The organism is Halomonas sp. LS-001 (genome assembly GCF_052983955.1).
Window position 1 is genome coordinate 1,820,388 of the sequence record NZ_CM129816.1, and the last position, 25,906, is coordinate 1,846,293.

A 25,906-nucleotide genomic window follows, 5' to 3' on the forward strand; every position below is an offset into this window, starting at 1 on the left:
TGTGTCTCTTATAGTCGAAATGGTATCTGGCAAAAGGCATTAGCTCGCTGCAGCCTCACGGCTCATCCCTCTAGGGGTTAGGCGCTTTTGTAAATACAGCAACGAGTAGTCAACGATAATCGCCAGCAAGCTGACGGCGATTGCTCCCACAATCAGCTGACGCGGATCAGACTGAGAAATACCGCGACTAATGAAAGTGCCAAGGCCGCCAGCGCCGATATAAGCCGCAATGGCCATAACGCCGATATTGAGCACAACCGCCGTGCGAACCCCTGCCATGATGACCGGTACCGCAAGCGGGATTTCGACCAAGCGCAAGCGCTGGTTAGGGCTCATGCCGATGCCTCTTGCGGCTTCCCGCAATGCAGGATTGACGTTATTGATCGCCGTGTATGTGTTGCGAATGATGGGCAGTTGAGAGTAGAGCAGTACCGCAATAACCGCCGGCACATAACCGATGCCATGCCCGATTAGCGATAAAACGGGAATCATGATGCCAAAAAGCGCGATTGAGGGAATGGTGACAATAATGGAGGCTATATAAAGCACCCCCTGAGCTACCCGTTCATTTTTGGTAATAGCAATACCAATCGGCACGCCGGTCAAGGTCGCAATGCCAACAGCGACACCTACGAGCGCAATATGCTCAATCGTGCGCGTTAGCAGTAGACCCGCATTATCCAAGGCGTAGAGAAATAGCTCCAAACGCTGCCTCCTTGTTATGTAGCGTTGCTCGTTATTAAGAGTACTAATCGCCGTTTTAAAAAAGCTCATACACACTGATGGTGCTTAAAACGGAGCTCGTCAGGGCACGGCGCCAGTATTTAGAAGAAATGCAGCTTACCAAAAGAGTAGCTGAATTATGGGAAATGGGCATGACGATGGGTAATAGGTACAATCAGGGGGCGTAATAGTTAATTTTTATGGAAGCGATTTTATGATCAATACTGTTACGGTCCGCTGCGCGGGTGATGGGGTAGGGGTAACGATTCTTTAATACGCTTAACTCATTCATGACAGGTGTCCACTAAGTAATAGGTGGACACCTACCGTCATCGAAGTTGGGTTCCAAGGGAAGGAGTGTTCACCGGCCGAAAACTGTCTCTCGATACTTATTCTAAAATAATCTTACGGATTTCCATTTCAGACTGGAGAACACTATGTTTTCACTTCTTGTGACGACTCAATGGCTGCAGGAAAACCTGGATAATAAGCGGTTGGTGCTGATTGACGCGAGCATGGCGACTGTTATTGGTAAAGAGCCAATTGTCTATGATCGACCGATGTGGATACCGGGTAGCTATCAGGTTGATCTGGAGGGAGGGCTCTGCGACACCGACTCTTCTCAGACTCATGCCTTCCCAACTGAGAAACAGGTCACTGAGGAAGCTCGCAGGTTGGGCATTACGGCCGAAAGCCTGGTGGTGGTCTATGACAACCAGGGTATTTATTCAGCGCCTCGGGCCTGGTGGATTTTTCGGGCGATGGGGATCAAACACGTTTTTGTTCTGGATGGTGGCCTGCCGCAGTGGCTGGCCGAAAGGCGGGAGGTCGTTTTTGCGCCGGTTGCCAATGCGGCAACCCCTGGCAACATCATCGCCAACCTTGACCATAACCGAGTTCAAGACTCGGCATACGTTTTACACCATCTGGAAGATGATCGTGTAACTGTCATTGATGCCCGGTCGCGTGCGCGTTTTCTGGCACAGATGCCCGAACCCCGCCCAGGTGTGCGCGGCGGTCATATTCCCGGTTCTTGCAACCTGCCATTTACCGAGGTGTTGGAGGGATACCGTTTCAAGCCTGCCAGCGAACTGGTGGCAACATTTACATCGCTGGCTCCGGCCTTGCAATCCGGTAATGGGAACCCGGTGGTGTTTTCCTGTGGTTCCGGTATCACCGCCTGCATTATTCTGCTGGCAGCTGAGCTGGCGGGGTATGATCAGCTGTCGCTGTACGACGGTTCCTGGGCGGACTGGGGTAGCGACGCGTCGCTGCCAGTATCTAACTAGTGCCGCTAGCGTCTGCTGCCAGGATGTAAAAGGACTGTGTAGGCGTGACAAAGGTAAATATCGTCAGATAAACCACTGCAGCGACGTTACCCTAAGCCCCCGCCATCCCGGAAATCTGCCCGGTAATACGGCGTTTGATGGAAGGAATGATGCCAAAGGTGGCACCCTCCGAGCCTTGTACAAAAAACGACGTAAATATAGTGACGACAATGGCCAATATTAATGGCCAGCTTTCGTTCATTGTGGCCATCGGTGATACCAAACCCGTAATAGACACCGTAGGCAACCATCACCACGCAGCAACGCTGGGAATTCTTTTGCACGGTGTCATGTTAGATATAACGTGCGCATATTTATGCGTGGGCACCGTAATGCCGGTCGGGAATCATTGTGGGTATTTACGGCGCAATTCTGGCGGGAGGCGGGCTTTACTAGATGCTTGTCTCGGCAGGGTTTAGTCGTTCACGGTGACGCTTTCGATATGCATCAATCGGGAAAGTTGTGGAGCGCGATTTTCGAGCAGATCCGCTAACGTGTAATTATCCAATACCGCCACAAAGGCATCCAGAGCCTCAGTGAGAATAGGTTTCAGACGACACGATGGTGTGATGATGCAAGCGTTGTCGTCGCGAAAACACTCGACGAGAGGCATTTCCTCGGTATCGCGAACCAGAGCGCCGATCGATATGCTGTCGGGCGTTCTGCCGAGACTCAAACCGCCGTTCTTTCCGCGTGTTGCGGCGAGATAACCTTTCTGATTGAGCTCCTGGACCACTTTCATCAAATGATTGCGTGAGATCGAGAAGGTCTCCGCAATTTCGTTAATTGTCGTACGCTCACCGTCTTTGACCGCAAGAAACAGCAGCACACGAATCGAATAGTCAGTAAATCGGGTAAGGTGCATAAAATGCCATAGGCCATTGAAGGTTGCATTGTACGGCGTTTGCGTGTGGTGAGAAACCTGCAGTGATGTGTTTACCCTTACGGGCGAAGCTGTTACTTTAAAGATGTATTATTAATGCATCTTAAGAGACCGACATGCTGAAAACTACCCAGGAAGAAATCATTCACGCGACGGCTCCTGTTGTCGCAGAACACCTTGACGCTATCACTGCTCACTTTTATCCCTTGATGTTTGCCCGATATCCGCAGGTGATGCCGTTATTTAATCAAACTCATCAGCAGAATGGTCAACAGCCGCGGGCACTGGCGCGCATGGTGCTGGCTTACGTTCAGCTGCGCTCGAACCCTGAAAAGGCTCGCGAGACACTTGCGATCGTGGTGGATAAGCATGTTTCGCTGAACATTCAGCCTGAGCACTATCCCATTGTGGGTGAATGCTTGCTTGCAGCGATTGCAGAAGTATTGGGTGATGCCGTTACGCCCGAGATAGCCGATGCATGGGGCGCGCTATATCAGGAATTGGCAGACCTGTTGATTGAGCTGGAGGCTGAGCGCTATGACGCTTTCGCTGCTGCGTCTGGTGGCTGGCGCGGGACACGTCTTTTTCGCATTGCTGGTGTTCGCCAGGAAAGTTGTGTCATCCGCTCGTTCAGGCTTGAACCGGAAGATGGCGGGGCGGTGGCAACACATATGCCGGGTCAGTATATCGGTGTAAGACTGATCATCGACGGAGAGCCTGTGTATCGCCACTACAGCTTGTCGGATGTGCCGGATGGGTGCTCCTACCGAGTATCAATCAAACGCGAGCCTAAGGGGCTGGCAAGCCGACATTTTCATGACCGCATGGAAGTCGGAGAAACGCTTGAGTTGCTGCCTCCAGCAGGAAATCTGACACTATCGGGGGAACAAGAGGCGCTGATGTTAATCAGTGGTGGTGTGGGGCAGACTCCCTTGTTGCCGATTGCCAAGCAGGCTTTACAGCAGGGACGTGAGGTCATTTATCTGCATGCTGCGCTGGATGCCAGGCACCACGCGTTTGCGGATACACTGGCGGAACTGCATCAAAGCTATCCCGAGCGTTTGAGCATTGTGACGGTTTACGAAAATGATGACAGCGGTGACCATCAAGGGCGCATAGATCAGTCGTTACTGGCTGAGTACCTTCCCTCACAGGAAGCCCGTTGCTATTTTGTTGGCCCACATGGCTTTATGGCGGCGGTTAACAGAAGCCTGGAAACCTTGGGGATAGCGGCAGACAGGCGACATTTTGAACATTTCGGCCCGGAATCGACGCTCGAGGCTGCGTAAGATTTCACCGTCGGAAGTCTGCTTACCAATACACTGGGTATCTTCGGTGTCTGGCCAGGTTGTTGACTACAATCGCGACGATCAACATCACAATGCAGCCAGCCCCAATGGGCATGAAAGGGTACCACCACCCCAACTGCTGAACGCTGTCACTTCCGGCAACGGCGATCAGTGCGGCGGCTGCGCCGGGTGGGTGTACCGTGTGGGTGAGTTGCATGGCCAGAATGGCAAGTGAAACAGCCAGTGCCATGGCGATTGGGCTCGCACCCAGCACTTTGTAGCAGGCGACGCCAATGAAAGCAGAAATGACGCTGCCAAAAAGGACATGACTGGGTTGAGCAAAGGGACTTTCAGGTGCCGCATAAATAAGCACCGACGTTGCTCCAAAGGAGCCGACAATAAGCAGTTCTTGAGATAGCCAGCCAGCACTGAGTAAACATATGATCGCCATGCCGCAAAAAGCACCAACCCATGACCAGAAGGCATCATGCCAGCCAACAAAAGACCGTGTCCTGCGCTCACCACGCATTTTTTCCAGATAGAATCGCATGTCGATTATTTCTTAAAAGAATAGAAACTTTTTTTATTATGCCAATAATTTAATTGGATACAAGTGAAGTCTCCTCATGCTCATATTCGAAATATTCACTTGGCTCAAGGAATCGCAACATTCGTCAATGCTCACCTTTGGTTGATACCAAAAGGAGAAAAGAGATGTCCTATCAGATTATGTTCAAGCGTATTTATGCGCCGGACGCAGGTGAGGATGGCTCCCGGGTACTGGTCGATCGGTTGTGGCCTCGAGGTAAAAAGCGCAATGAACTCGCGTTGCAGGAGTGGTATCAGGAAGCCGCGCCTGCATCAGAGTTAAGGCGTCAGTATCATCAGGGGAAAATCACGCGGAGTGAGTTTTTTGAGCGCTACACCAGAGAGTTAGCGTATAACCCAGATAAACTGCTGCCACTGATGCGGTATGCCCGAGAAGGGCGTCTGACATTGCTGACCGCTGCGCGTGAAGTGGAAAACTCTCATCTGCCGGTTTTAAAAGCCGCTGTTCTGCAGGCGCTTGAGAAGGAAGACGCCGAAGATAATGAACCTTCATCCCCGCCGTGCTGGGCACATACATTATGATCTCTGAGTGATCGATGTCCGTCTTTCCGTTAACGTGATGTGTAAGTATTGGTAGTGGGTCGCGTGAAAATAAACGCAGTCACAGCGCTGAAAAAAAGCCAAAGTACGATCAAAAGTAGTGGGCGCGCGTCCATCAGGAAAAGCGTTAGCCAGCTTGCAGAGAGCAGTATCAATGTCAGCCATTTAGCTTTTCCGGGTATGGCCCGCTGTGTCTGCCAGGCATCAAGGTAAGGATGAAACTGTGGGTGGTTGTACAGCCATTGGGCCAAGCGGGGCGACCCCTTGGTGGCGGCTCTGAAAGCCAGCAACAGGAAGGGCGTGGTGGGCAGAAGCGGCAGCACAATACCTGCCGTACACAGACCGATACAACCATACGCCAAAGAACACCAGGCCAGCTGTTTCATGTTCACTGGTCTACCTCCCTCCCGCTAGGTTCTGATTATCCAATCCAGGAAAACGCCGACCGCTGCGTGGCGACCCCCAGAATATAGATGAATACCATAACGGCGGCGATGGCAGAACCCGCCCGTATCTTTGGAGTGCGGCCACGTTTGATGGCAACGGTGCCCAGCAGAATATAGATTATCAGCGCCGTAATCTTTGCCCCCAGCCACTCTGGCAGCGGCCATAAGCTGAGTGTGACAGCCAGTAGTACCCCGAAGGTCAGCAGCGTGGTATCGATAATGTGGGGCACAACCCTTACCCAGCGCGCGTTAAGTACCGGCATTTCGCGCACAGACCAGAAAGCCCGTATCACAAAAAAAATGAGGCTCAGATAGGCCGCTGACATATGCCAGTGCTTGATCAGAAGATAATGTTCCGCCATGCAGGCATCCTGGATGCTGGTTTAAGGGGTTTACTCTCATTCAAAAATCGGCTTTACCCCGGCTTGCCATCCGAACGGGGACTTAGCAGCGGCACACTGTAGTGCGCAACAAAGATCAAAAAGGCAGTGCACCACAGCAGAATCGCCAGGCTATAGACCCAGTGGCTTGTTGCCGGGTACAGAATAAGCCATACCGAGCGGGCAAGTGCTGCCACGACGAGCATGGATAGAGCGATACCAATACCGGGTAAGGTGCGAATCATTCGTCCGGTGTGGCCAAGGGAAACACGCGCCATCATGGCCAGCATCATGGTACCCATGCTGCCAATAGCCAAGGCATGCAGTGCTGCTTCCACCCGCGCGCCACTGGCTAACTGCCAGGCCCAAAGCACAAGCCCGACGGCAATAAATCCATAGCTGAGGTGAAGCCCCCAGAGTAGCGGTTCACGCCAGGTACGAATGCCCTTCCAATATGCCAGACGCCAGGCATTCGCCACACCTGCCACCAGAACTAAAACGGTCATCAGCTTATCGGCATGCATAACGTTCAGCATGGACAGCAGTTGAACAAACACGACCGCTGCCATGCTCAGCAGGCTGCCTGTTTCCACTATACGTGGCGGCGACGCTTGCTGGACGCCCAGCTTGCGAGCGGTGAAAAACGGAATCACACGGCCACCCATGACCACCATCAACAGAACAGTTAGCAATACCGTCAAATGACTGGCATCACGAACCAGTACGCCATTGCCATCGCTGACGCCAAGATGCATGGCGATATTTGCGCCAGCCAATAACAGCAGGACAGGCACAAAAATCAGGTTACGCCACAGCTTGGCGGCGATAACGAGTCTAGCCATTACCAAGCCCACTAAGGGCAGAAAAGCAACATCTAATAGCATTATCAGGGTGTCGGGCAGGTTACTTGGGTACGCCAACATTACGCGGGCAGAAAGCCAGACCAGCACGATGCCTAAGAGTGGTGCCCCGGACAGGCTGGGTCGCCCGGTCCAGTTCTGCACGGCGGTGAGCAGAAAGCCCGTGATGATGGCGCTGCCAAAGCCGAACAGCATTTCATGTTGATGCCACCACAGCATGCCGCCATAGGGGGTAATCCAAAGATTGCCATGCCAGAACGCCAGCCAGGCCAGCATGGCGAGGATGCTGAACAGGGCGCCGAGGAGGAACAACGGCCTGAATGCCAGGCGCGTCAAGGGGAAGTGCTCCGTGATCGTTGATGCCTTCATGGTAATACCTGAGTGCCTTGAGAGCAGGGCGGAGAACTAGTATGGCTGGCGCCAGGGCAAACCGTGGAAGAGCTTGACCGTGGGCTGCATCACCTTCCGGTTGGTTTGCATGACCGGCCGTTGGCCTCCCGTTATGGCTGGTATCTGGTGCCAATTGATGCCCGTAAGGAGGGGTGGGGTATACTACGCGATGCCAGTCACCTAAGTATTTTAGATTCGGTGGACTGAATGTTGGACATAAAAAAACCAGCTGTAAATAGCTGGTCTTATAGAGTCTTGGCGGAGGGACAGGGATTCGAACCCTGGAAGGGCTATTGACCCTTGCCGGTTTTCAAGACCGTAAATGTAATGTGTTTTTAAGTATATTTATCAGTAGTTTAACGTGTAGTTGTATAACGGTTAGGCGTTATACTTTACGTTTTAGGCTAGTTACCCACCGTTCTTTGCGCGCTTTTCGTTACCCTTTATCGGTCGTATTTTCCTGACCTGTGAAAATATCAGCGTTTAATGTGCTGACCTTCAGGACCTGTTTTGCACGCAGGTAAATTTCTGTGGTTCGCCTATCACTGTGCTGAAGGTTTGCTTGAACGTCCAGCCCTTGGGCTTCTGCGTCTGTTGCATGTTTTGCGCGTAAGTCATGTTCGGTGAATCGCTCGGTGTGGCCTTCGTGCATAGCCTTACGCATGCCGTATTGCCAGCGGCTATGAAACTGGTCTTTGTTATATGGCATGCCATCACGCTTGCAAAAGAGGGTAGGGCCTTGCCTGCCGCGCAGCAGGTTGTCGGCTTTTATCTCTTCCACCAAGCGCGTTAGTTCATCGTCCCATGGAATCACCGCCTGCTTACCGGCTTTGCTGCTTTTCAGGATAATGCCGCTTGGGGTGAACTGCGACAGGCGAAGTGTCAGCAAATCTCGCTGACGTAGACCGGTTTTGTATTTCAGTAGGGCGTACCGACGCACCCATGGTGACGTGAATTTTATAAAGCGGCTGAACTCAGCATGAGTGATGTATCGATCCCTTGGTTTCAGTTTAAACTTTGCCACCGGATCGGCTGGGTTATGCTCGACAATGCCCCAGCGCTGAGCGTACCGAAAAATGTGTTTGAGTAATGATAGTTCGTGGTTTGCCTGTGTTTTGGACTGAACGCCGCGAGCATCCATATAACGATAAATGTCATGTACGCTGATATCTTCCGGCTCGCATTCAGCAAAGACGATGCGCAGTTTTTTCAGCTCCTGGATATTTGAGCGGCGTGTGGCCTCGGCAGGCTTGGCGGGTATGATTTCTGCTTCATAGCGGTCAAAGATGCGGCCCATGCCCGCTTTGGGGAATAGCCGTACTTGCCATTGCTCATACGCTGCTTTGGCTTCCGTGGCTGTTTCCCCCAGGCGTATCCAACTTTTGCCCACCAGTGCTTTCTGGCGGGCGTTGCACTTGTACCTCCATGCGCCGCTTTTCCAATACACCCGGGGGATGCCTGGGTTTTCCTGCGTCATGCGTGTAAGGCCTCAAAATTAGGTCGCTTGGTTTCTGGTGACTGGCTGATATTTTCACCGCACAGCACTTGTTCAACGTGGCGTCGACCAACGATCAGCGCGCCGCTGGCGTTGACCTTCCAACGTACCCCCATGGCGTCAAGAGCGGTGCATTGCTCTTTTGATCGTTTGCGGCCAGTCAGGGTTTCTATTTCTTCAGGCGTTAATAACAGGTCCATGATGGCGTCTCTCTTGGTGGACAGCGAGGCCCAAGCAGGGCCTGTAGGCACAAAAAAACCGCTCACTGGCGGCGATAGTCTTTAAACAGTCGTGTCGATAGTCGCCATATCGGCGTGTCGAGTATCCGGCTACGCACTACTTGTGCGGCGATTCGTTTGGCGTTTGGGAGCTGGTCGAGCATCTTGGTACTCCTTACAGCTGACAATGATGCGGTGCTTGCTTTTGCTCAGTATGGGCATGCTGGAGAAGGGCAGATGGCCGCAGTCTGCTATGGCGTGGCGGCACGTCATGCACATGATGGGTTTTGGGTAATAATTCATGTTTCTCTTATGCCACTAACGATCCAGTTGTTTTAATTTTCGGCAAAGCGTTTATGCGTTCGAAAAGAACGTCGGCTTCTGCATCGTTTGCTTTCTCGAAGCGATAGAACCCCGCTTTCTTGGCAGCGTCCATGAAGTTGGGCGTCATGTTCCATAACGCTTCGTCCGGTAGGTTCGTGGCGCTACATGGCTTGCCGTTTATGACGGCAATAGCCTGTATTCGCTCAAGGCAGTAGCCCGTTGAGGCTTCGGTAATATTGATTGTCGCGCTTTCGTCATCGCAAGCGAGCCAAGCAAAGGCCTCGATGATGCGCCCTTTGTGCTTGCCCTCAGTGACTTCTGCTTTTAGGTCGCCCAGGGCGCTGACCATTTCGATATTTCCTCCCGCTATTAGCGGGCGTTTATCATTTTCATCATCGCCGATGATGTGAGCAGTGATATTGAGCTTCATGCTTTACCTCGTGAAGTGGTCACTTTTTAGTTTATGGTGGGGCTTGGTTGTTGAATCGATAGACTGGCGGCAACGTTGCGCACCCAGATAGGCGTGCTTCCTAATGCAAAGGTTTCTCCTGACCATGCCAGTAACAGGGTGGTGCCCATCACGCTGGCGATAGCTTCAGCGGCAGGGGCTGGTACAGCATTGCCGATGCGTTCACGCCAAGCACTATCGCTTAACCCTTCAAGCTCCAAGTGTTCGCTGGGATTAACTAGCCCTTGCAGAGCGGCAAGCTCTAAAGTGGTAAAAGGGCGGTGCCAGGTTCCATCCAGTGAGCGAATCACAGCCAATAGCTTGTCATTAGGTTCAGGTAGACGAGGGTCTGCCACTGACCAATTGCCATTGTCATGGCCAGCGGAAGCCGAGACAGCGCCGCACGATGATTGCCACGGTACAACGCCATAATGGCCAGCGGTTAAGTAATGGTCGCCTTTCGAGCGGCTTAGACCAGGGCGAGGGTCGGCAACACCAAATGCGCCTTGTCCGGTTGTGCTGCCTGATATCACTGTACCGGTGGACTTATTCCAGGGCGTGATTGAGTACTTACCATACGATGGGCCTTTGCGGCGTGGATCGGCGACAGCAAAAGCCCCTTGCCCGGGCGACTGCTGGCCTGTAATAGCGCCTGTCGGGCCATCCCATCGTCGTACCCCGTAAGCTTGGCCATCTTTCCACTTAGCGGACTGATTGAAACGTGGGTCTGCGATACTGAACGTGCCGTTTGTCGGCGTGCTGCGTCCAGCGACGGTACCCATGTAGCTGTCCCACTTATTGACGCCCATGTAGCCGCTTCGATAATCCGGAACAATGAGGTAGTCACTTAGATAACCGTCTTGCACACCCAGACGGTTAAGAGATCGCCAATCACTGCCCGCCTCAACGAATGCGAGGCGTACCCACGTCTTCCACTGCAAGCGAGGAATGCGGTGCATTGCCCCGGCAAGCTCATCACCAGGTAACGGCATTTGCCCAAGCACGTCACCCACGGCTTTTAGCGGGCGCTTCACCGGCTCATACAAGAACGGCGGGACCTTCTCAGCATGGCGTGCCACCAGGAGAAAGCGCTTGCGTGACTGTGCTAGGTGGCCGATTTCGCCGCAGTCGTGGGTAGTTTCGGCAACGTGATACCCATAGCGTTGCAGCATGCTGGTGATTTTGTTCAGCAGCTCGCGGCCACGGTTGGCGATACGCGGAACATTCTCGAAAATGATCAGCTCTGGCGGATCGTCGGCCCAAGCTTCCAAGGCTAGCCACATACCTCGAACAGTGAGCTGGTTTAGAGCTTGATACTTCGGTGTGGTGCTACGTGTTTGAGAAAGCAGGCCACTGAAGCCCTTACATGGCGCGCTTAGAAAGATGATGTTAGGGCGTTGGTTACCCGCTGCTGCCTGGATATCTGCGGGGGTGGCTTCCTTCCAATCGCTGGGTGGCTCATGGTCGTGGAAAGCTTCGTACTGATCGCGACTGAACATATCCAGCACAGTACCAGGCGTGCCGGTTAGTCGTTGAAAGTCAGCGATAGCGCCTGCGTCTACGTCGATACCACCTACGCATTGGAACTTGGCTTCGGTATTGCCAACGCGGGCATGGCCTCGATTGAAGCCCAGCGCGCCACCGCCCAGGCCACAGAAAAGGTGAAAGTGGCTAATCGTCGTCTGAGTAATCATATTTTTTCCATAAAAAACCCCGCTAGGAAAGCGGGGTTTATATTGGCTTATCAAAAAGTTAGGTTAATGTTTATTAGTGGTAACTAACTTTTTTTGTCCACATATTGCATCGAGAAAGCGTACACAACGTCTCTTGTGTTGAAATGAACTCTTCAACAGGATCAACCCAGATCTCTTTGGGCATTTCGGTAGCCATTCTCAATATGGTCTGAAAAGAGTGTCCCAAAGCAGCCGTGGGCGAGCAGGCAATTGCAACTTGGGTGAACGTCCAGTCATTATCAATGATCCAGTATTCGTACCGGTTGATTTCTGGATATGCGTCGATTTCTAAACGAATCATTTTGCCTGGAAAAATGAACGCGATTTTTTGATATTTAATCATTGGTTACCTCGTATATTTAGTGTGCAGCGGTAATGCTGCATATGTATTTAGCGAAGCAACCTTGTATACAATCACGTTTCTTTAGAATAATTTACGATAACGTTATTCTTTTCTAGAACGGAATTTCGTCATCAAAATCGTCGTACTGCGAAGGGTCAGGCGCGCCATACGGTTGCTGCCCCTGTTGTGGTCGCTGGCTCTGGGGCTGCTGTGGCGCGCCATAGCCTGAATTGTTTGGCGGTGGCTGTTGGTAGCCACCGCGTTGCTGATTCTGAGGTGGTTGCTGGTATCCACCTTGCTGTGGGGCTTGTTGTTGGCCTGCGCTATCCAGCATTTGCATATCGTTGGCAACAATCTCGGTGGTGTACTTGTCCTGGCCGCTCTGATCTTGCCATTTACGTGTTTGTAAGCGGCCCTCGATGTAGACCTTTGAGCCTTTGCGCAGGTATTGCTGAGCAATCTCAGCGGTCTTTCTGAACAGGATGACGCGGTGCCACTCGGTGCGCTCTTTGCGCTGACCGCTTTGCTTGTCCATCCAGGTATCGCTGGTGGCAATGCTCAGATTAGCGACAGCGTTACCACCTTGGGTGAATCGCACTTCTGGGTCTTGGCCCAGGTTGCCAATCAAGATGACTTTGTTAATGCCTCGGGCCATGTGACCTCCAAAAGAAAAGGGCCCGAAGGCCCTATATAGCTAAGCGCTTAGCGCGGCGCGTCGGCGTGTAAAATCATCACGTCATCACCAAGCGCCTCTTTAATGCTCACCATAGTCTGCGCGAACGCATCTTCCAGCAGTCGCTCAGGGCGCAGCAGGTCGAACCACATGACAAGCTGACCGTCATTGATGCGATAGCGCAGACGGGCATCAAGCGCATAGTGGTCACCGCCTTCAAACACCGGGATTCCCAGCTTGAAAACTTCGGGAATCTCAATCGTGCCTTTGCCGGCCGTTCCCTGAATGTCTTCGTTGTAGGTGATCTGCACCTCGCCGTTATCCAGGCGAACACCACTTTGGAAGTCGACTTTCTTCTTGGCTTCCAGGGTTCGGCTGACGGTGAGGATGTCGCTGCCGTTCGGCTCTTGAATGTCGGGCAGATTGTCCTCGATGAACTTGGCGAAGTCTTGCTGCACCATTTTCTTACCGTCAGCGCCTGACCAAGTTTTCCAGCTGCGTGAGTGTGGGCAGGCGTATGTGGCGCGATGCTGCCCCCAAGCGGGCGCATCCTTATCAGGGTGATCAATCACCGCCGTGAATCGTGTCGCAGACAGATCGGCATATACCGTCGTTGCTTCATTCTTAAAGCGATTGACGTAAGTCGTGAAGTCGGCGGCATTGTGAATGCTGACATTGTGGCGCGTTCGCCGCGGCGACTCGCGGTATTCCTCCAGGTCTTCGAGGCGATAGCCATCCGGCAGCATGACGGCTTCATCTTTTTCTGGGTCAAAGCCTGCCATCTGCGTTCCAGCGGCGATAGCGTCAGCAACGAACGATTGGTTTAGCTCTGTCATCGGTTACACCTTCTTAAGTTTGGTGGGTTTGGTTTCTTCTTCTAACTGCTTGGCTTCACGCTTTTTCAGCTCGACTTCGCGCAAGTCCATTTTCTGCTGGCGGGGGTCCTCCAGTTGCAGTTGCATGTTGGCGTCTTCGAACATGACGCTTGCGCCACGATCAAACTCAGGAAGTCGTGATTTGATCTCATCGGACAGCATGAACATGCCTGGCATACCTTTCTCTGGCTTGATCTTTACCTTCAGCGTGATCTCGGCCATTTTGCCTGTGTCTTTGCAGCGCTCCTGAGCCTCAACCAGCGCTTCAGATAGTTCTTCCAGCGTTTGGCCACGCCGAAGCTTGGCCAGCATCATGGTGAATGCTTGCGGGTTAAGTTCCATTGCGTGTTGCCTCTTGCGGTGGGGTTGGGCCAGCAGCCCAGGTGGGTGAAGAGTTAAGCGGCCTTGGCTTCGTGGTCGAGTAGGTGCCAGTACACCTCCATGCAGGCGCGGGTGTCGGCCATGGCGCTGTGCGCATTTTCCAACTGTTTCCCAGTGAAGAACTCGTAGGCTTCTGACAGCTTCGGCGACTTGTAGCCATACCGGCCTTTGGGAAGCATTTGCATGATTGGCTTGGCCAGCAGCATGGTGTCGGCGAATTGTTCTTTATCGGCCCAGGCTTCTGCGTCTGCCTCTCCCATATACCGCTTGGCCGCAATGCGAATGATGCGCTGATCAAAGGTGCGGTTGTGGGCTACCCGTGGGTAACGGCCCCAAAGTTGGAAGAAGAGGTTGAGGGCAAGGGATTCGTCTACACCAACAGCGGCGGCATGCTCATGTGTAATGCCGTGAATTTCTGAAACCTCAGCCGGAATCTCCCAGCCATCTGGGGCAATGATCAAATCCAGTGTGGCGATTTCCTTGCGTGTGTCGGTATCCGCCAGAATTGCAGCGATCTGCACCAGGTGTGGCTGGTGTTCGCTTTCGCTAGGTGATTTCCAGTCAGGCAATCCAGTGGTTTCAGTGTCGAAGAAGAGAACAGGGTTCATAGTAAGCTCCAAAGAAAAGGGGCCTTGCGGCCCCCTGATGGTGGGAAGTGTTAATCGGTTAGGCGGCCAGTTGATCCATGGCAGCGGAATAGCCAGACCAGTTATCAACGCCCATGGCTTCCAGGGCGTGCAGCTTGGCTTGGTCAGCCAGTAATTGCTCGTAATCGCCGCGGCTGATGGTGACTGTTTCGGGTTTAGCGGCGGTGGGCGCTGGCTTTGAGTAGGAATCAGCGGCGGCGCTCAAGCGCCTGGTATTCAGCGGTTTATGCTCAGCAGCAGCGGGCAGTGGCTCAGGTTCCGGTTCTGGCTCTGGTTGAGCCTTGCGCTCGCGTTCAGCTTTCTCACGACGGAGTTCTTCAAGCTCACGTTGATCGGCTTCTCGCTTCTCGGCTTCTTCACGCAGACGCCGGCGTTCGGCTTCCACCTGGGCTTGCTCTGCCGCAAGTCGTTCACGTTCCAGCGTTTGCCCGTGTTGCTCGCTGATGCGTTTTAACACTTCGGCTTTGGCGTCTTCGGCTTCTTTTGTTACATCAAAGAAGCCGTCTACGTCGATGGCCACGGCAGCATCGTGCAGCTCTGCTAGCCCGTTTGAGTCGAGCCCAACAGCGGTATCCAGAAAGCTCCAGATTTCCACGTTAATGCGCTCACGCAGTTTTGCGATGCGCTCCTGCTTTTCACGATCAGCGCGCTCGTCTTCTGATTTTTTGGCATCTTTCAATGGCTGTTCAATTTCTTGCAGTTTCTCGGTTAGGTCTTTGCCGTAGCTGTTCACCCGCTCAATGAAGTCGCGGTGCGGCTTTGTGATTTCCTTCCGGAGTTTTTCGGTACCGGTGCGATAGCTCGTCAGCTCTTTGATGCCTTTCTTACATAGCTCATAACCATCTTTGGTTTGGATATCGGGTACCGTGCCGTACTTTTCGCGCAGCCCTGCCAGGGCCTGCTCAACGGCATCCAGCTTTACGAGTTCGCCTTTGTAATCGGTGCTGGGGGCTGCGTTAGTCATGGGTCGTTACCTCTTTCTGCTGTTTGGCTTTTTCTTGCTCGGCATAGACGCGGGCAATACCTTCATCACGCGCCTTTGTGATCATTTCCCGGCCCTTGTCTGGCTCTACGCGGGCAATACTGGCTTTGTCCGGCACGCGATTGAGAACGCCATCGGCTGCCAACTGGATGCTTTTGGGATGCGGGATTTTGTTACGCAGGGTGTCGCATTCACGCTTAAGCCAGTCCGCATAATCTTTGCGGTATTTCTCGATCTCGGCATCCTGATCTTCTGCCACTGCAATGCGTGTCGCAGCCTGCTGTGCCTGGGTGTAGTCGTTGTTATCAAATTTGCCGAGATAAACGTCAGCCGAGAAGCCAAGCCAAGAAAGGCATTTTTTGATGGCGTCGGTGAGTGATTTTTTTGCTGGATCATCATCGGTTGCCCAGTAACCTTTGCTTGCGTAATACACGGCAGGCGTATGGCCGTACTGTGTGACCTTGCCTTTTCGTCCATGCCAGTCGTACCAGAGGGCTAGGCGAATGGTGTGCGTTAGTTCATGCCCGAGTAGCTTTTCTTTTTTTGCGTCGTAAACTGGCGCGCCCTGGTCATAACGATCTACTTCAATGTCATAGCCCCAGCCGATGCCTAACGGCCCAAAGATGCGTGTGGCTTGTTGAATGACGTGCATTGGATCAAGGCTCGTAATTTGCTGGCCCTTTACCTTGGCAGGCTTAACTGCAGTGGTCGGCGTTTTATCGACTTGGCGCCATAGTTCGAGGTGGTCGGCGCTATCGACAACGCGAAAGCGCCCGGAAGGCACGCGGATGCGCGGCTTCTCGCTGATAGGTGTCATGGTTTATACTCCGAGGTGATCTATTTCGACTGGATCAGTGGCCCCTGACGTGTTCGCGCACGAAAGGGGCTTTTATTTTGTGGGCGGCTCTTGCTGAGGGACTGGCTCTTGAGCCTTTTTCAATAGCTGCTTCAATTCGTCGTGGTCATTGACGTTCAGGCTTGTGCTGCCCTTGGTGACGAAGTAGACGGCTTCGCCGGTTTTGTCATCCCAGCCTGCCTGGCCGGTGACTCGCCATTCGTTCATGCGACTCTCCTTTCGGCCTGGTCTTCTTCGAGGCTTAACTGCTCATCTTCGGCAATGTCTTTTGCCCAGGCGTACAGCACGCTTTGACCATCAGCCGACTGGATATAGGCATCGACCATATCCGCGACGGTTGTTGATGCTGTGAACTCATCGACTGCGCTGGCGAGGTCGCCAACTTCGTCCAGATAGGTACCAAACTTGGCCACGCCTTCGGGATCGCCGTCATGAATTGACTCTGTGAGGGATTCAGCGCGTAACTGAATTTTTGTTGAGCGTTTCATTAGGCGCTCCAAAGTTGCAGTAGTGGTTCAGCGGTACCAGCGCGGCGGCTTGCGTATGCTTCCATTCTCGCCGCGTTGGCTCGGTCTGCCGCTTTGCTTAAATCGGGTTGAAAAGGGCGGCTTGCCAGCTTTGGCCGGCCGGTGACGCTATTACCCTTGGCGCGCTGTTGTGCGCGATATTCGATATTGAGTGCCTTCATGTTCAGTTCCTTTTGATAGGCTTGATATGCGTTGGGCATGACAGTTTGCTTGCGGCCTTTTGTGCTGCTCGCTTGCTGACAAAAGGCGAGCCAGGTAAGTCACAGCGCGGTATGTCGATATGTTGATGACGCTCAATGACCAGGTAGCGTTTAGCCATCCCATACCTCACGCAGCTGCTGTTGTAAGCGGCGCTCAGCATTGCGGTTATCAATATCGCGGCGGCGACTGTAACGAGCTGCTGCTTGTTTATCGTTGCGCCTATTCAGCTCGCTTTTGGTGATTGCCTTAGTGGGTAGAAGTGTCATAAAGCCTCCGTTATTAGGCGTGCCGCCTCGTTTAACGATCGCAGCGCCAACAGCAATGGTTAGGAGTGGGGAAGCGGCACGGGAATGGTCACGATGCGCGGCCATGCCAGAAAAAAGCCCTCCGAAGAGGGCGAAAGGCCGGGTAGGCGATACCCGTTGCGTCGATACGGCCCCAGACATTTAAGCCGCATCCAGATGCTCCCTGGCGCTTCCTCAGTACCCACAAGAAAAAGTACCAAGGCAGGAAACATCTGGATGCCGTCTGTATTCTCAGCCCAGACAGCAGGCGTTTAGCCGCACTACGTAGCGGATCACACCGGTACTTCAACAGCCCCGGTCGGCGTACTCCTGCCGGTGTCTCGGGGTTAATCCCTACGCACGGACAGGCTTATCAGATTGTTAAAGAGCGCGGCCTGTGAGGGCCTAACACGTCTTGTGATGTGCCTATGCATATAATTTATGCATTGATGCAATTCATGTCAATGCATAAATGCATATTTTTTTATAGGCATAAAAAAAACCGCCATGGCGGCGGAGAAGAAAAAATAGTTAGGTGGAAAATCTCAAACTAACAATAGTTTTTCTTAAGGCTGGAAAGTAGATGCCAGAGACTGAACCAAGCTATCCATTATTGTTTCTGGCTGGCTGTATCCATCAGGGACTTTTGCCACCTTTGAATTTCCATTAGGAATAGCTACTTCTTTGTCCCAAGGCCTTATTCTTGGTGAACCCTTCAGAACTGATGATACCCGGTCATATGACATTCTGTTATAGTCGATGCATAGCTCAGACCCTATAAAGCTTTTATTTTCGACAAGACTTGCAACGGCAGTAGTACCGCTACCTGAGAATGGATCTAAAACTACGCCATTATTTGGCACTAAAGCTCGAATGAAAATTTGAGGTAAAGCAACAGGAAACTGGCATGGATGTTGGGTTTTTTCAACATGGTTTGCCTTCACATTTGGTATATTCCATACATCACCAGGATTCTTACCAAGCGGGTTACCACTAGGCTGGCCTTTATTAGCACCTTTACTAGATGTTTTTCCGGGATATTTTTGCTTTACTCTAACCTCATCTAATTTAAAAATGTAGTCATCACCTTTTGTAAACCACATTATAGTTTCATGTCGGCCACTAAAACGGTTATTGCAATGAAGACCATGACCAAAAGTCCAAATGATTCTATTTCTCAACTTTAAGCTAGGGTGCTTAAGCGATTCTGCATAAACCAGAGCATCTAGCGGCGTGCTAACACCATCTTTAACATGCATCCCAACTTGCCAACAGATGCTACCACCAGGTTTTAATATACGTACAAGCTCGCTAAAAATTAATTCATGTGAAGAGATAAAATCAGCTAGCTCTTTTGTCGATTCATACGCTTTACCAATACAGTATGGAGGAGAAGAAAACACAAGATCAATTGAATTATCTGGTATATATTTGATGAGCTTAAGATAATCCCCTTGATAAATAGAAGCCTTACCGCCATTATTATAGTTATCAAGTGTTTTTTTCGGATTTCTAAAGATGATATCCATCTTAACGCCTAAGCTATTCAAAGTATTCGGAATAAACTTTTTTTCCAAGGTCATTCCATCCGCTAGAAGTATAACTTAAAAAATCAAAGCTATCAATATTTTTAGTTCCTTGTTCGTAATTAGGGTTTTTAATACAATCGTTAGAAGGGTCGTAATAAATTTTATTAGTAGATATTAATTCTCGTAGACATATTAGAAAGCCATTTATTGTTGTCGGCGAAAGTATACCTTTACCTTTTTTACTGCGAGCCTCCCACATATCCTTGTGTACAAGATTTAGCTTTATACTAAGCAATAAATCATTAATTACCGAATAGCAAAAGTCAATATAAGAATCTCGGTTAGATTGCGTTAGATGTTGAAGGCCTGTCTTTTTTTCCCAAAGCTTAAATAGTTGATTTGCACCTTTAGAGTTGGGGTCAACCAGTGGTTTTAAAATATACCGGACTATAGAAGAGGTTGCGACAAGCTTGCTGTCATCAAATACAGAAACTTTAAGTAGGCCTTTTAGTGACCCCCTGTTAGAGAGTTGGTCTATAACATCTTTTGCAATTGCTAAACCAGAGAGTGGATTTACTAAGGTTTCTATTTCTTGACGTAATGCGGAAGCGACAGGCTTTTGCGTGTTATTAATATTCAAAAAAAGCTCTGCTTCAAAGCTAACTCTTTCTTGTTCGGAATAGCTTTCAGGAAAAATCAATCCTGTAACAAGTAGGTTTTGCCGTTTGCGAACTCTTTTAATCTTTCTTTCTAGTTCATCTGTGCCTTCGTGATATGAATAAATTCTATGTTGTCCATCAATGATTCCTATAGTCGATAATTCTCTGGGTAAGTTGATTTCTACCGGAGTTACTCCGTTAATTTCTTTTTTGTTTAGTTGATTTTTTTGGCCAGAGTCAGTGGTATTGTAAATTCCTAGGTTGTTTGGGAGCGTTATTATTAGGTTGTTGATATAAACTTTCTGGTCATTTGAAAGGTGCTCTCTCATCTCTTTAAGTTTTTTGTTGTCTAGCATGCGTTGGTATGAAACTTCTGGTTTTTCCCATCCATTTCTTCTCAAGACATACGCGCGTTCAATCAAAGCTTCTGGGTCTACATAGAAGGAAATTATTAAAAAACCATCAGGGTAGTTCGTTTGTTTAGCTGGCAATGCAAACGCATTGAAGGTGTCTTCAGATGTGTTTTCTGGGCGACCTTTTATTTTTTGGTCCCCCAAATGAGCTAGTTGTACTTTTAAAAATTTAAGGAGTTCAAATTTTGCTGACTTGCCAATTGTTTTAATTGTTTTCTCAAAATACTTTGCCGCATCTATTGTTAGTAAAATATAAGGTGATGTATTGCTAGCGCTGGGGTTTTTCTGAGTTGAATAATAAAGAAACTTTACTTCCAAGTCATCTGTTTCATATTCATTTATATCTAAATAATTTCTAAGTTCATTGTTTGTGTCAGAGTATTTGTTTAAAGCGTTGGTCAAATCCTGCTCAAAGAGTGTAGCAAATGATTGCTTTTTTCTGAAATGCTCTGAAGTGTTTTGAGTAACGGAGGTTTCTTCGCAAATAACTAATAAGTTTTTATAAGCAAAGATGTAATCAAACTCCGAAGAGTCTCCTTTAAATGTGAATGTGATATTTTCTGATACTATTTCCTCAAAGCCGCAACCAGAAAAAACTGTTCTCAGCAAGCTTTGCTTTTGTGAAGTGTTTTTTCTCGTTTCTTTAGCTTTTGTCGTCATATTTTATAACCCAATGGTTAGATTTTCTAAATCGCTTAATCAAAGACTTCCCACCAGAAGACTCTGCCGATGATCTTCGGTGCATCCGGCCCCATCAGGCTATGAACCTCTTCCGGGTATTCGTCGCTGTTGTCGCTGACCAGGCGTATACGGCCCAAGGGCAGCTTGTAAAGCCGTTTGATGCGCAACATGCCGCCGTGGTCGAGTGCGTAGATTTTTCCATCGACGATATGGCGGGTGCCTTTGTCAATGGCGATGGGAGAGCCATCGGCAATGGTTGGGGTCATGGACGAGCCGCTGGCCGTGGCGCAGGCGGCATTGGCAGGGGATACCCCGCGTGCTGCCAGCTTGGCCAGTGGAAAACGCACGGTATGCCCGCCGTTTTCAACGATCTGAGTACGTCCGTCGCCCGCCGAAAACTCGACTTCCCGGAAACAAGGTAGGTCAACCTCATCTGAACGAGGTGGCTCATTACCTTCCACAATTTCAGTGGTATGAAGCTCGATATCGTGAGTAGCTGTCTTAGTAGAGCCGGTTGTACTGCTTATTGGCTCGTATCCACGCAATTGGTCACCGGTAACACCGAAATATTCTGCTAATAGAGATACCTGCCGGTCACTTGGAGACTCAATTTTCCCATTAAGGATTCGCGATAGCGTGGACTGAGACACACCCGCATACCGCGCCACCTCTGTAGGGCGTTTTCCAGACTCATTTATAAGGCGCTGAAGCACCTTTCTGACAGTATCTTTTTGCATGAATGCAATGATTGCTGACCTTTGTGCATACGGCAAATGCATTTGCTCTTGATTTTTATGCATTAACGCATATCCTATGCATATAGATCATTGGAGAGGAACAGCCCATGCATGGCGATGAACTGGCCAAGAAACTGGAGGCGATTCTCGCATCTGGGGCCACTTATAAAGCGGTTGCGAAGCGTGCGGAATGCGACGTTTCCACCGTTTACCGGATTCGAACCGGCGCGATTATCAATCCCAGTTACTCGGTTGGTCGTGCCATTGATGAAATGTTTGCAGCAATCGAGAAAGTAGCCGCTTAAACCATTCAACCGCCTGCCTGTGAAGGCCGCGACCTCAGCACCTATGAAAAAGGACGTCTCAATGCTGAAACGTGAACCTCGTATTCCCACTACCCGCAAAGCGGAGGGCGAGCACCTGGATAATCCTGCTCGCGTTCGCTTTAAGGATTCGGAATACCTCGCGCTGGAACAGGTAGCCGAAATGCGCCATGGCGGTGTTATCTCCCATGCCATTCGGGAATGCGCCCTGGTGGGCATGGAGGTCATTAACCTGCGCCAAGACGTGCTGTTAAAGCGCTTGGCCGAAGGCCAGAGCATGCAGGCCGCACAGGATGACATGGTGGAAGCCCTCATGGCACACCTCATTGAAAACCGCATCACTGAGCAGATGATGCAGCGCTTACGCGCCTAGCAGAAGGGCCGGATTAGGCCCAAGGAGTGACTGTGAACCGTGCAGCATTAACGCGCACTTATCGGCGCATGACGCCACAGCATCAAGCAGTGGTAGAAGAAGAGGCATCGCGGCGGGGAGTCGCAGTGGAGGACGTGATGCTTGATCACGCGATAGCTATCGCGGGGCCACTGAAAGAGCAGCTGTATAGCTTACGGCGTAAGCAGACGTTGCGGGCTGTGTAAGAGAAGTGCCTGACCGGGTTGCACCCCGGCCAGGGCTTGGGGAAGTCAGAGGCGGCTAAGTACAACGATCAGCACCGTTAATGCAGAGATCGTTTTAGCCACATCGATTTTGACTTCCAGGTTCAGGCGCTTTTTCACGGCAACATCCCCGTGGTCAGCGACCTGAGCGCTCAGGTCATGGAAGACCTGGTTTTATATAGCGCCTTGCGAGCGCTTGCTGATATCGCGCTAGCAACGAGGGATCAGCGAGCAGGCACTGCAGCGGTTAACCCTGGGATTCCCAGAGCTTGCTAGCGGCTCGTCCCTGACGAGCGGCCAGGAGCAAAGGGAGCCGAGGCGCTCCGGGTTGCGGTGCCCTTTAGCCGCCGTGTCATTGGCGACAACCAGGGATGACGACCCTGGCACTAGCCAGCATAGCGAGTTGATGCGGTGTTAGGAAGGAAACAGGCCCTGATAGGGCAAGCCAGAAACGACAAAGCCCGGCAGTAATCGCTGGGGAGCGTGCCGGGCTTTGAAGTACCAGTGAATGAGGTAATTATGAGCGATACCGCTGAAATAATCCAGTTTCCAGACCGTCGGGATGACGGACAAGCGCCCGCGCAAGACCGGGGCAGGAGTATTCAGGTGGAAGATGGGTATACCCGCACCGCGAATGCCATTGTTGATGCGTTAATGAAAGCGCCGCTCACAAGCCGTGAAGCGCGGATTGTGCGTGCCGTTGAACGGGCCACTTATGGATGGAATAAGCCTTCTGCCTGGCTGGCAGCTTCAGTATTGGCTGAAATGACAGGCATGCCAGAAGGAAAATGTAGCGAGACGTTGAACGCGCTTATCCGAAAGCGTGTGCTGGTTAGGCTGGGGGGTAGCCGTTCGCCGGTGAAGATCAACAAGCAGATAGATGAGTGGAATTTTACAGCTCAGAAATCGCGAGTTACCCCAAAACGGAAGGACGCTCCAACTTGGGGTGAGTCACCCCAAAATGGGGTAACTGAATCACCCCAAGATGGAGTGACAAATAAAGACAGGAAAGACATACCCCCTCTCACTTCGTTCGAGGGGGATAGCGATCCCTCTCCAAAAAAATCAAAGCCTACCGTCTCGAAAAAAACGGCTAAAGCCAAACCCGCCAGCCTTGATCTGACCGACCTGCCGAGCGGGGTTTCTGAGGATGCCGCCAAAGCATTCATCGACCACCGGAAGGCGTTAAAAAAACCACTTACCCAGCGTGCGCTCATGCTTTCGTTAGGCGAAGCCGTGAAGGCGAGCGAGGCGATCTCCGGCATGACGCCGGATCAAGCGATTGACGAGACCATTCTAGCGGGCTGGCAAGGCGTTAAAGCGCAGTGGTTAATCAACCGCCAGGGTGGCCGTGGCGCGCAACCCCAGCGCAACGATGGCCGCAAGGGGTTTGCGCAGCCGATGCCCGTTGGTTCTTACGGCACCAACGACATGGAATTACCTGAATGGGCAAGGGAGTAACCATGGCGCAACCATTGACGACGACGCCTGAAGTGCGTGGCCAGCTTTCCAGCATGTTGGCGGGCAACGCCGAAACCAAAGCCGACCATTGCCGGATTCATGGGGCGTTTTGCAACACCAAAATGCCGAATGGCCGCTGGGCAGGGTGCCCGCAGTGTGTGATGGAAGATGCCAGGGGGGTTAGCCAGGCCGAAGTCAGCCAGACCAGTGAAGCCAGCAACCGCCGACGCCTTGAGAAACTGCGTGAAGAATCCCTGATACCGAAACGGTTCGCGGATAAATCTCTGACGGCCTTTGATGTTCAGAGCCGTGAGCAGGCCTATGTGTTGAGCGTGTGCAAGGCCTACGTGAGCAAGTTTGATGAGCGATTGGCACAGGGCGGTGGATTGATCTTTACCGGCAGTGTAGGAACCGGCAAGAGCCACCTGGCGTATGCCGTCGGGAATGCGTTGTTGGTCAGTGGCCGTGTCGTCATGGGTATTGATGTTTACGAGCTGATTGACCTGATCAAAGAGCGCGCATTCAGCAAGGAGAAAGGGGCCAGTGAACGTGAGGCAATTCGCGCCTTTGTGGGTGGCTTAGATCTGCTGATTCTGGATGAAGTCGGTGCGCAGCTTGGCACTGAGTGGGAGCGGCTGATGCTGTTCAAGATCATTAACGAGCGATACAAGCAGATGCTGCCGACGATTTTGATTAGCAACCTTGAGGCTGACCAACTTCAAGACTACCTGGGTAAGCGAATCATTGACCGCATGCAGGAAGGTGGCGGCGCCACGCTCAAGCTGGATTGGGGGAGTTACCGGACTCAGCGAGGTGCCGCATGAACAAGCCTGCCAATAAACCATTCGTTTCCCGAGCAAGTAGCGTGACCGAGGCGCTGGCCGCTATCGGTCGTCTGCCCAGCATACTCACTACTGCCATCGAACAGTGGGGCCAAGTCGAAATCGTGGTTCAGAAGCATGAGCCAAAGCGGAGCATCGACCAAAACCGGCTGCAGCGCCTTTGGTGCAAACAGGCGGCTCAACAGGGCGATTGTGACGCGGAATGGTATCGAGGCTACTGCAAGTACCACTTCGGCTTGGGCATTTTGTGCCGTGACTCGGATGCCTACCGTGGTGCATGCAAGCGAGTGCTTGGCGCCCTGAGTTATGAGCAGTGTATCGCTCTAATGATGGAGCCACACGACTACCCGGTGACCAGGGCAATGACCAAAAAGCAAAAGACTGAATACCTTGACCGGTGCTGGCAGCACTTCACCGGGCTGGGTTTCAGGCTGACCGACCCGAACCTTAAAGGCTTCAATCCTCACGACTACAGGGAGGTGGCGTAATGCTTCCCAATGAATGTTATCTGCCCACCAAACCACACCGCTGTCGCCAGTGGTTGAGCAATGTACACGAGATTGAGAACTGCGTGTTCTGCGGCGCCTGGGGCATCCAGGCCGCGCATAGTAACCAACACCGAGGGAGAGGCCAGAAAGCTAGCGATGCGTTAACAGCCGCGCTTTGCCCAACGTGTCATCACGAAATTGATAACGGTAAGCATCTGAGCCGTGACGAGCGCCGGGCACGAATGAATGAAGCCATCGTGTTGACTCTGGATCGGTTAGCCAGGCGTCAACTTGTTAAGGCGGTGAAGAAATGATGCATAACAATAAGCAGCTTGCTGCCCTTGGCCGTCTCAAAGCAGGGCAGATGAACAAGACAGAAGCGGCTTACGCGCAGTACCTCGAAATGCGAAAGCGTGCCGGTGATATCCAGTGGTACCGCTTTGACGGCATTAAGCTTCGCCTTGCTGATAAGACATTCCTGACAGTGGACTTTGCTGTTATGGCAGAGGATGGCGTGATGGAGCTACATGACACGAAGGGTAGCCCGCGCATATTCACCGACGACGCTCGAGTAAAGATGAAAGTGGCCGCAGAACTTTACCCTTTTAGGTTCAAGGTGGCGTACCCACAGGCCAAGAAGCATGGCGGTGGCTGGCACATTGAAGAGATAGCCGCGTGATAGAGCGGCCAACAGCATGGCCAGACGGTCGCAAGCTTGGTGGC

At 51.6% G+C, this 25,906-nt stretch carries 36 protein-coding genes and 1 pseudogene; 12 read left to right on the forward strand and 25 right to left on the reverse strand.

Going from position 1 to position 25,906, the window contains the following annotated elements:
* Positions 1-39: 39 nt before the first annotated feature.
* Positions 40-705 carry an ABC transporter permease gene (locus ACU6TU_RS08125; RefSeq protein WP_447144048.1) on the reverse strand — a complete coding sequence of 222 codons (666 nt, stop codon included), beginning with the start codon at positions 703-705 and terminating at the stop codon, positions 40-42.
* Between the two features lie 455 nt (positions 706-1,160).
* On the opposite strand from ACU6TU_RS08125, the gene ACU6TU_RS08130 reads away from it, so the two are divergent.
* Positions 1,161-2,012: a sulfurtransferase gene (locus tag ACU6TU_RS08130; RefSeq protein ID WP_447144049.1), complete on the forward strand. Its 852-nt coding sequence runs from the start codon at positions 1,161-1,163 to the stop codon at positions 2,010-2,012.
* A gap of 91 nt (positions 2,013-2,103) precedes the next feature.
* Here ACU6TU_RS08130 and ACU6TU_RS08135 read toward each other — a convergent pair whose 3' ends face one another.
* Complete coding sequence (locus ACU6TU_RS08135) at positions 2,104-2,262, reverse strand: hypothetical protein (RefSeq protein WP_447144050.1); 159 nt, start codon at positions 2,260-2,262, stop codon at positions 2,104-2,106.
* A 204-nt stretch (positions 2,263-2,466) separates the two neighbouring features.
* Positions 2,467-2,916 carry an Rrf2 family transcriptional regulator gene (locus ACU6TU_RS08140; RefSeq protein WP_447144051.1) on the reverse strand — a complete coding sequence of 150 codons (450 nt, stop codon included), beginning with the start codon at positions 2,914-2,916 and terminating at the stop codon, positions 2,467-2,469.
* Between the two features lie 134 nt (positions 2,917-3,050).
* Here ACU6TU_RS08140 and hmpA point away from each other — a divergent pair, with 134 nt between their 5' ends.
* The gene (gene hmpA / locus ACU6TU_RS08145) at positions 3,051-4,223 is read left to right on the forward strand and encodes an NO-inducible flavohemoprotein (protein WP_447144052.1); all 1,173 of its coding nucleotides are present in this window, start codon (positions 3,051-3,053) and stop codon (positions 4,221-4,223) included.
* Positions 4,224-4,245: 22 nt separating this feature from the next.
* Here hmpA and ACU6TU_RS08150 read toward each other — a convergent pair whose 3' ends face one another.
* Complete coding sequence (locus ACU6TU_RS08150) at positions 4,246-4,773, reverse strand: HPP family protein (protein WP_447144053.1); 528 nt, start codon at positions 4,771-4,773, stop codon at positions 4,246-4,248.
* Between the two features lie 164 nt (positions 4,774-4,937).
* Between ACU6TU_RS08150 and ACU6TU_RS08155 the strand changes: the two genes are divergently transcribed.
* Positions 4,938-5,354, forward strand: coding sequence for a DUF488 domain-containing protein (locus ACU6TU_RS08155; RefSeq protein ID WP_447144054.1), 417 nt, complete (start codon positions 4,938-4,940; stop codon positions 5,352-5,354).
* A 29-nt stretch (positions 5,355-5,383) separates the two neighbouring features.
* Here the strand turns inward: ACU6TU_RS08155 and ACU6TU_RS08160 are convergent, their stop codons facing one another.
* The 3 genes from ACU6TU_RS08160 to ACU6TU_RS08170 are packed head-to-tail and all read right to left on the reverse strand — an operon-like array spanning position 5,384 to position 7,427.
* Positions 5,384-5,758: a YbaN family protein gene (locus ACU6TU_RS08160; protein ID WP_447144209.1), complete on the reverse strand. Its 375-nt coding sequence runs from the start codon at positions 5,756-5,758 to the stop codon at positions 5,384-5,386.
* A gap of 35 nt (positions 5,759-5,793) precedes the next feature.
* On the reverse strand, positions 5,794-6,180 hold the full coding sequence (locus ACU6TU_RS08165; RefSeq protein ID WP_447144055.1) for a SirB2 family protein: 387 nt from the start codon (positions 6,178-6,180) through the stop codon (positions 5,794-5,796).
* A 53-nt stretch (positions 6,181-6,233) separates the two neighbouring features.
* Positions 6,234-7,427 carry an NnrS family protein gene (locus ACU6TU_RS08170; protein WP_447144056.1) on the reverse strand — a complete coding sequence of 398 codons (1,194 nt, stop codon included), beginning with the start codon at positions 7,425-7,427 and terminating at the stop codon, positions 6,234-6,236.
* A gap of 21 nt (positions 7,428-7,448) precedes the next feature.
* Between ACU6TU_RS08170 and ACU6TU_RS08175 the strand changes: the two are divergent.
* Positions 7,449-7,601: pseudogene (locus ACU6TU_RS08175) on the forward strand (peptidylprolyl isomerase); the annotation flags it as partial.
* Positions 7,602-7,884: 283 nt separating this feature from the next.
* Here ACU6TU_RS08175 and ACU6TU_RS08180 read toward each other — a convergent pair.
* The 18 genes from ACU6TU_RS08180 to ACU6TU_RS08265 all read right to left on the reverse strand — a co-directional run bounded on the left by ACU6TU_RS08180 (position 7,885) and on the right by ACU6TU_RS08265 (position 21,517).
* Positions 7,885-8,925, reverse strand: a complete 1,041-nt coding sequence (locus ACU6TU_RS08180) for a tyrosine-type recombinase/integrase (protein WP_447144057.1) — start codon at positions 8,923-8,925, stop codon at positions 7,885-7,887.
* The gene (locus tag ACU6TU_RS08185) at positions 8,922-9,143 is read right to left on the reverse strand and encodes a DUF4224 domain-containing protein (RefSeq protein ID WP_447144058.1); all 222 of its coding nucleotides are present in this window, start codon (positions 9,141-9,143) and stop codon (positions 8,922-8,924) included. The genes ACU6TU_RS08180 and ACU6TU_RS08185 overlap by 4 nt, the downstream gene beginning before the upstream one ends.
* A gap of 328 nt (positions 9,144-9,471) precedes the next feature.
* The gene (locus tag ACU6TU_RS08190) at positions 9,472-9,915 is read right to left on the reverse strand and encodes a hypothetical protein (protein ID WP_447144059.1); all 444 of its coding nucleotides are present in this window, start codon (positions 9,913-9,915) and stop codon (positions 9,472-9,474) included.
* 26 nt (positions 9,916-9,941) lie between these two features.
* On the reverse strand, positions 9,942-11,627 hold the full coding sequence (locus ACU6TU_RS08195; protein WP_447144060.1) for a DNA cytosine methyltransferase: 1,686 nt from the start codon (positions 11,625-11,627) through the stop codon (positions 9,942-9,944).
* Positions 11,628-11,700: 73 nt separating this feature from the next.
* Positions 11,701-12,009 carry a hypothetical protein gene (locus tag ACU6TU_RS08200; protein ID WP_447144061.1) on the reverse strand — a complete coding sequence of 103 codons (309 nt, stop codon included), beginning with the start codon at positions 12,007-12,009 and terminating at the stop codon, positions 11,701-11,703.
* 112 nt (positions 12,010-12,121) lie between these two features.
* Positions 12,122-12,664 carry a single-stranded DNA-binding protein gene (gene ssb / locus ACU6TU_RS08205; protein ID WP_447144062.1) on the reverse strand — a complete coding sequence of 181 codons (543 nt, stop codon included), beginning with the start codon at positions 12,662-12,664 and terminating at the stop codon, positions 12,122-12,124.
* A gap of 47 nt (positions 12,665-12,711) precedes the next feature.
* On the reverse strand, positions 12,712-13,518 hold the full coding sequence (locus ACU6TU_RS08210) for a YfdQ family protein (RefSeq protein WP_447144063.1): 807 nt from the start codon (positions 13,516-13,518) through the stop codon (positions 12,712-12,714).
* 3 nt (positions 13,519-13,521) lie between these two features.
* Positions 13,522-13,899 (reverse strand): hypothetical protein, encoded by a 378-nt coding sequence (locus ACU6TU_RS08215; RefSeq protein WP_447144064.1) that lies wholly within the window; start codon positions 13,897-13,899, stop codon positions 13,522-13,524.
* Between the two features lie 53 nt (positions 13,900-13,952).
* Positions 13,953-14,546: a 3'-5' exonuclease gene (locus ACU6TU_RS08220; RefSeq protein WP_447144065.1), complete on the reverse strand. Its 594-nt coding sequence runs from the start codon at positions 14,544-14,546 to the stop codon at positions 13,953-13,955.
* Between the two features lie 58 nt (positions 14,547-14,604).
* On the reverse strand, positions 14,605-15,549 hold the full coding sequence (locus ACU6TU_RS08225) for a hypothetical protein (RefSeq protein WP_447144066.1): 945 nt from the start codon (positions 15,547-15,549) through the stop codon (positions 14,605-14,607).
* Positions 15,542-16,384 carry a hypothetical protein gene (locus tag ACU6TU_RS08230; protein WP_447144067.1) on the reverse strand — a complete coding sequence of 281 codons (843 nt, stop codon included), beginning with the start codon at positions 16,382-16,384 and terminating at the stop codon, positions 15,542-15,544. Before ACU6TU_RS08230 ends, ACU6TU_RS08225 begins: the two co-directional genes overlap by 8 nt.
* 72 nt (positions 16,385-16,456) lie before the next feature.
* Positions 16,457-16,630: a hypothetical protein gene (locus ACU6TU_RS08235; RefSeq protein WP_447144068.1), complete on the reverse strand. Its 174-nt coding sequence runs from the start codon at positions 16,628-16,630 to the stop codon at positions 16,457-16,459.
* Positions 16,627-16,911, reverse strand: coding sequence for a hypothetical protein (locus ACU6TU_RS08240; protein ID WP_447144069.1), 285 nt, complete (start codon positions 16,909-16,911; stop codon positions 16,627-16,629). The genes ACU6TU_RS08235 and ACU6TU_RS08240 overlap by 4 nt, the downstream gene beginning before the upstream one ends.
* Entirely contained in the window at positions 16,911-17,111 is a 201-nt protein-coding gene (locus tag ACU6TU_RS08245) for a hypothetical protein (protein WP_447144070.1), read from the reverse strand. The genes ACU6TU_RS08240 and ACU6TU_RS08245 overlap by 1 nt, the downstream gene beginning before the upstream one ends.
* Positions 17,112-17,261: 150 nt before the next feature.
* Entirely contained in the window at positions 17,262-17,417 is a 156-nt protein-coding gene (locus tag ACU6TU_RS08250; protein WP_447144071.1) for a PA3496 family putative envelope integrity protein, read from the reverse strand.
* 584 nt (positions 17,418-18,001) lie between these two features.
* The gene (locus ACU6TU_RS08255) at positions 18,002-19,012 is read right to left on the reverse strand and encodes a DNA-methyltransferase (protein ID WP_447144072.1); all 1,011 of its coding nucleotides are present in this window, start codon (positions 19,010-19,012) and stop codon (positions 18,002-18,004) included.
* Entirely contained in the window at positions 18,978-20,696 is a 1,719-nt protein-coding gene (locus ACU6TU_RS08260; protein ID WP_447144073.1) for a DGQHR domain-containing protein, read from the reverse strand. The genes ACU6TU_RS08255 and ACU6TU_RS08260 overlap by 35 nt, the downstream gene beginning before the upstream one ends.
* A 35-nt stretch (positions 20,697-20,731) precedes the next feature.
* The gene (locus ACU6TU_RS08265; protein ID WP_447144074.1) at positions 20,732-21,517 is read right to left on the reverse strand and encodes a LexA family transcriptional regulator; all 786 of its coding nucleotides are present in this window, start codon (positions 21,515-21,517) and stop codon (positions 20,732-20,734) included.
* Between the two features lie 44 nt (positions 21,518-21,561).
* Here ACU6TU_RS08265 and ACU6TU_RS08270 point away from each other — a divergent pair, with 44 nt between their 5' ends.
* From ACU6TU_RS08270 to ACU6TU_RS08305, 8 genes are all read left to right on the forward strand, one after another.
* Positions 21,562-21,759 (forward strand): hypothetical protein, encoded by a 198-nt coding sequence (locus ACU6TU_RS08270; RefSeq protein ID WP_447144075.1) that lies wholly within the window; start codon positions 21,562-21,564, stop codon positions 21,757-21,759.
* Positions 21,760-21,820: 61 nt separating this feature from the next.
* Positions 21,821-22,150 (forward strand): hypothetical protein, encoded by a 330-nt coding sequence (locus ACU6TU_RS08275; protein WP_447144076.1) that lies wholly within the window; start codon positions 21,821-21,823, stop codon positions 22,148-22,150.
* Positions 22,151-22,182: 32 nt separating this feature from the next.
* Positions 22,183-22,374 (forward strand): hypothetical protein, encoded by a 192-nt coding sequence (locus ACU6TU_RS08280; RefSeq protein ID WP_447144077.1) that lies wholly within the window; start codon positions 22,183-22,185, stop codon positions 22,372-22,374.
* A gap of 537 nt (positions 22,375-22,911) precedes the next feature.
* Positions 22,912-23,853 (forward strand): replication protein, encoded by a 942-nt coding sequence (locus ACU6TU_RS08285; protein WP_447144078.1) that lies wholly within the window; start codon positions 22,912-22,914, stop codon positions 23,851-23,853.
* Positions 23,854-23,855: 2 nt separating this feature from the next.
* The gene (locus ACU6TU_RS08290) at positions 23,856-24,677 is read left to right on the forward strand and encodes an ATP-binding protein (RefSeq protein WP_447144079.1); all 822 of its coding nucleotides are present in this window, start codon (positions 23,856-23,858) and stop codon (positions 24,675-24,677) included.
* Positions 24,674-25,183, forward strand: a complete 510-nt coding sequence (locus ACU6TU_RS08295) for a hypothetical protein (protein ID WP_447144080.1) — start codon at positions 24,674-24,676, stop codon at positions 25,181-25,183. The genes ACU6TU_RS08290 and ACU6TU_RS08295 overlap by 4 nt, the downstream gene beginning before the upstream one ends.
* Complete coding sequence (locus ACU6TU_RS08300) at positions 25,183-25,497, forward strand: hypothetical protein (RefSeq protein WP_447144081.1); 315 nt, start codon at positions 25,183-25,185, stop codon at positions 25,495-25,497. Before ACU6TU_RS08295 ends, ACU6TU_RS08300 begins: the two co-directional genes overlap by 1 nt.
* Entirely contained in the window at positions 25,494-25,862 is a 369-nt protein-coding gene (locus ACU6TU_RS08305; RefSeq protein WP_447144082.1) for a hypothetical protein, read from the forward strand. Before ACU6TU_RS08300 ends, ACU6TU_RS08305 begins: the two co-directional genes overlap by 4 nt.
* Positions 25,863-25,906 lie beyond the last annotated feature (44 nt).

Coding starts and splice junctions, on each gene's coding strand:
- ACU6TU_RS08290 (WP_447144079.1), top strand. CDS start 23,856: ATGGCGCAACCATTGACGACGACGCCTGAAGTGCGTGGCCAGCTTTCC.
- ACU6TU_RS08240 (WP_447144069.1), bottom strand. CDS start 16,911: ATGAAACGCTCAACAAAAATTCAGTTACGCGCTGAATCCCTCACAGAG.
- ACU6TU_RS08170 (WP_447144056.1), bottom strand. CDS start 7,427: ATGAAGGCATCAACGATCACGGAGCACTTCCCCTTGACGCGCCTGGCA.
- hmpA (WP_447144052.1), top strand. CDS start 3,051: ATGCTGAAAACTACCCAGGAAGAAATCATTCACGCGACGGCTCCTGTT.
- ACU6TU_RS08235 (WP_447144068.1), bottom strand. CDS start 16,630: ATGAACGAATGGCGAGTCACCGGCCAGGCAGGCTGGGATGACAAAACC.
- ACU6TU_RS08215 (WP_447144064.1), bottom strand. CDS start 13,899: ATGGAACTTAACCCGCAAGCATTCACCATGATGCTGGCCAAGCTTCGG.
- ACU6TU_RS08260 (WP_447144073.1), bottom strand. CDS start 20,696: ATGACGACAAAAGCTAAAGAAACGAGAAAAAACACTTCACAAAAGCAA.
- ACU6TU_RS08150 (WP_447144053.1), bottom strand. CDS start 4,773: ATGCGATTCTATCTGGAAAAAATGCGTGGTGAGCGCAGGACACGGTCT.
- ACU6TU_RS08200 (WP_447144061.1), bottom strand. CDS start 12,009: ATGATTAAATATCAAAAAATCGCGTTCATTTTTCCAGGCAAAATGATT.
- ACU6TU_RS08160 (WP_447144209.1), bottom strand. CDS start 5,758: ATGAAACAGCTGGCCTGGTGTTCTTTGGCGTATGGTTGTATCGGTCTG.
- ACU6TU_RS08210 (WP_447144063.1), bottom strand. CDS start 13,518: ATGACAGAGCTAAACCAATCGTTCGTTGCTGACGCTATCGCCGCTGGA.
- ACU6TU_RS08165 (WP_447144055.1), bottom strand. CDS start 6,180: ATGGCGGAACATTATCTTCTGATCAAGCACTGGCATATGTCAGCGGCC.
- ACU6TU_RS08185 (WP_447144058.1), bottom strand. CDS start 9,143: ATGGACCTGTTATTAACGCCTGAAGAAATAGAAACCCTGACTGGCCGC.
- ACU6TU_RS08275 (WP_447144076.1), top strand. CDS start 21,821: ATGCTGAAACGTGAACCTCGTATTCCCACTACCCGCAAAGCGGAGGGC.
- ACU6TU_RS08130 (WP_447144049.1), top strand. CDS start 1,161: ATGTTTTCACTTCTTGTGACGACTCAATGGCTGCAGGAAAACCTGGAT.
- ACU6TU_RS08285 (WP_447144078.1), top strand. CDS start 22,912: ATGAGCGATACCGCTGAAATAATCCAGTTTCCAGACCGTCGGGATGAC.
- ACU6TU_RS08295 (WP_447144080.1), top strand. CDS start 24,674: ATGAACAAGCCTGCCAATAAACCATTCGTTTCCCGAGCAAGTAGCGTG.
- ACU6TU_RS08265 (WP_447144074.1), bottom strand. CDS start 21,517: ATGCATAAAAATCAAGAGCAAATGCATTTGCCGTATGCACAAAGGTCA.
- ACU6TU_RS08245 (WP_447144070.1), bottom strand. CDS start 17,111: ATGAAGGCACTCAATATCGAATATCGCGCACAACAGCGCGCCAAGGGT.
- ACU6TU_RS08270 (WP_447144075.1), top strand. CDS start 21,562: ATGCATGGCGATGAACTGGCCAAGAAACTGGAGGCGATTCTCGCATCT.
- ACU6TU_RS08225 (WP_447144066.1), bottom strand. CDS start 15,549: ATGACTAACGCAGCCCCCAGCACCGATTACAAAGGCGAACTCGTAAAG.
- ACU6TU_RS08250 (WP_447144071.1), bottom strand. CDS start 17,417: ATGACACTTCTACCCACTAAGGCAATCACCAAAAGCGAGCTGAATAGG.
- ACU6TU_RS08180 (WP_447144057.1), bottom strand. CDS start 8,925: ATGACGCAGGAAAACCCAGGCATCCCCCGGGTGTATTGGAAAAGCGGC.
- ACU6TU_RS08155 (WP_447144054.1), top strand. CDS start 4,938: ATGTCCTATCAGATTATGTTCAAGCGTATTTATGCGCCGGACGCAGGT.
- ACU6TU_RS08305 (WP_447144082.1), top strand. CDS start 25,494: ATGATGCATAACAATAAGCAGCTTGCTGCCCTTGGCCGTCTCAAAGCA.
- ACU6TU_RS08220 (WP_447144065.1), bottom strand. CDS start 14,546: ATGAACCCTGTTCTCTTCTTCGACACTGAAACCACTGGATTGCCTGAC.
- ACU6TU_RS08135 (WP_447144050.1), bottom strand. CDS start 2,262: ATGGCCACAATGAACGAAAGCTGGCCATTAATATTGGCCATTGTCGTC.
- ACU6TU_RS08300 (WP_447144081.1), top strand. CDS start 25,183: ATGCTTCCCAATGAATGTTATCTGCCCACCAAACCACACCGCTGTCGC.
- ACU6TU_RS08195 (WP_447144060.1), bottom strand. CDS start 11,627: ATGATTACTCAGACGACGATTAGCCACTTTCACCTTTTCTGTGGCCTG.
- ACU6TU_RS08190 (WP_447144059.1), bottom strand. CDS start 9,915: ATGAAGCTCAATATCACTGCTCACATCATCGGCGATGATGAAAATGAT.
- ACU6TU_RS08230 (WP_447144067.1), bottom strand. CDS start 16,384: ATGACACCTATCAGCGAGAAGCCGCGCATCCGCGTGCCTTCCGGGCGC.
- ACU6TU_RS08140 (WP_447144051.1), bottom strand. CDS start 2,916: ATGCACCTTACCCGATTTACTGACTATTCGATTCGTGTGCTGCTGTTT.
- ssb (WP_447144062.1), bottom strand. CDS start 12,664: ATGGCCCGAGGCATTAACAAAGTCATCTTGATTGGCAACCTGGGCCAA.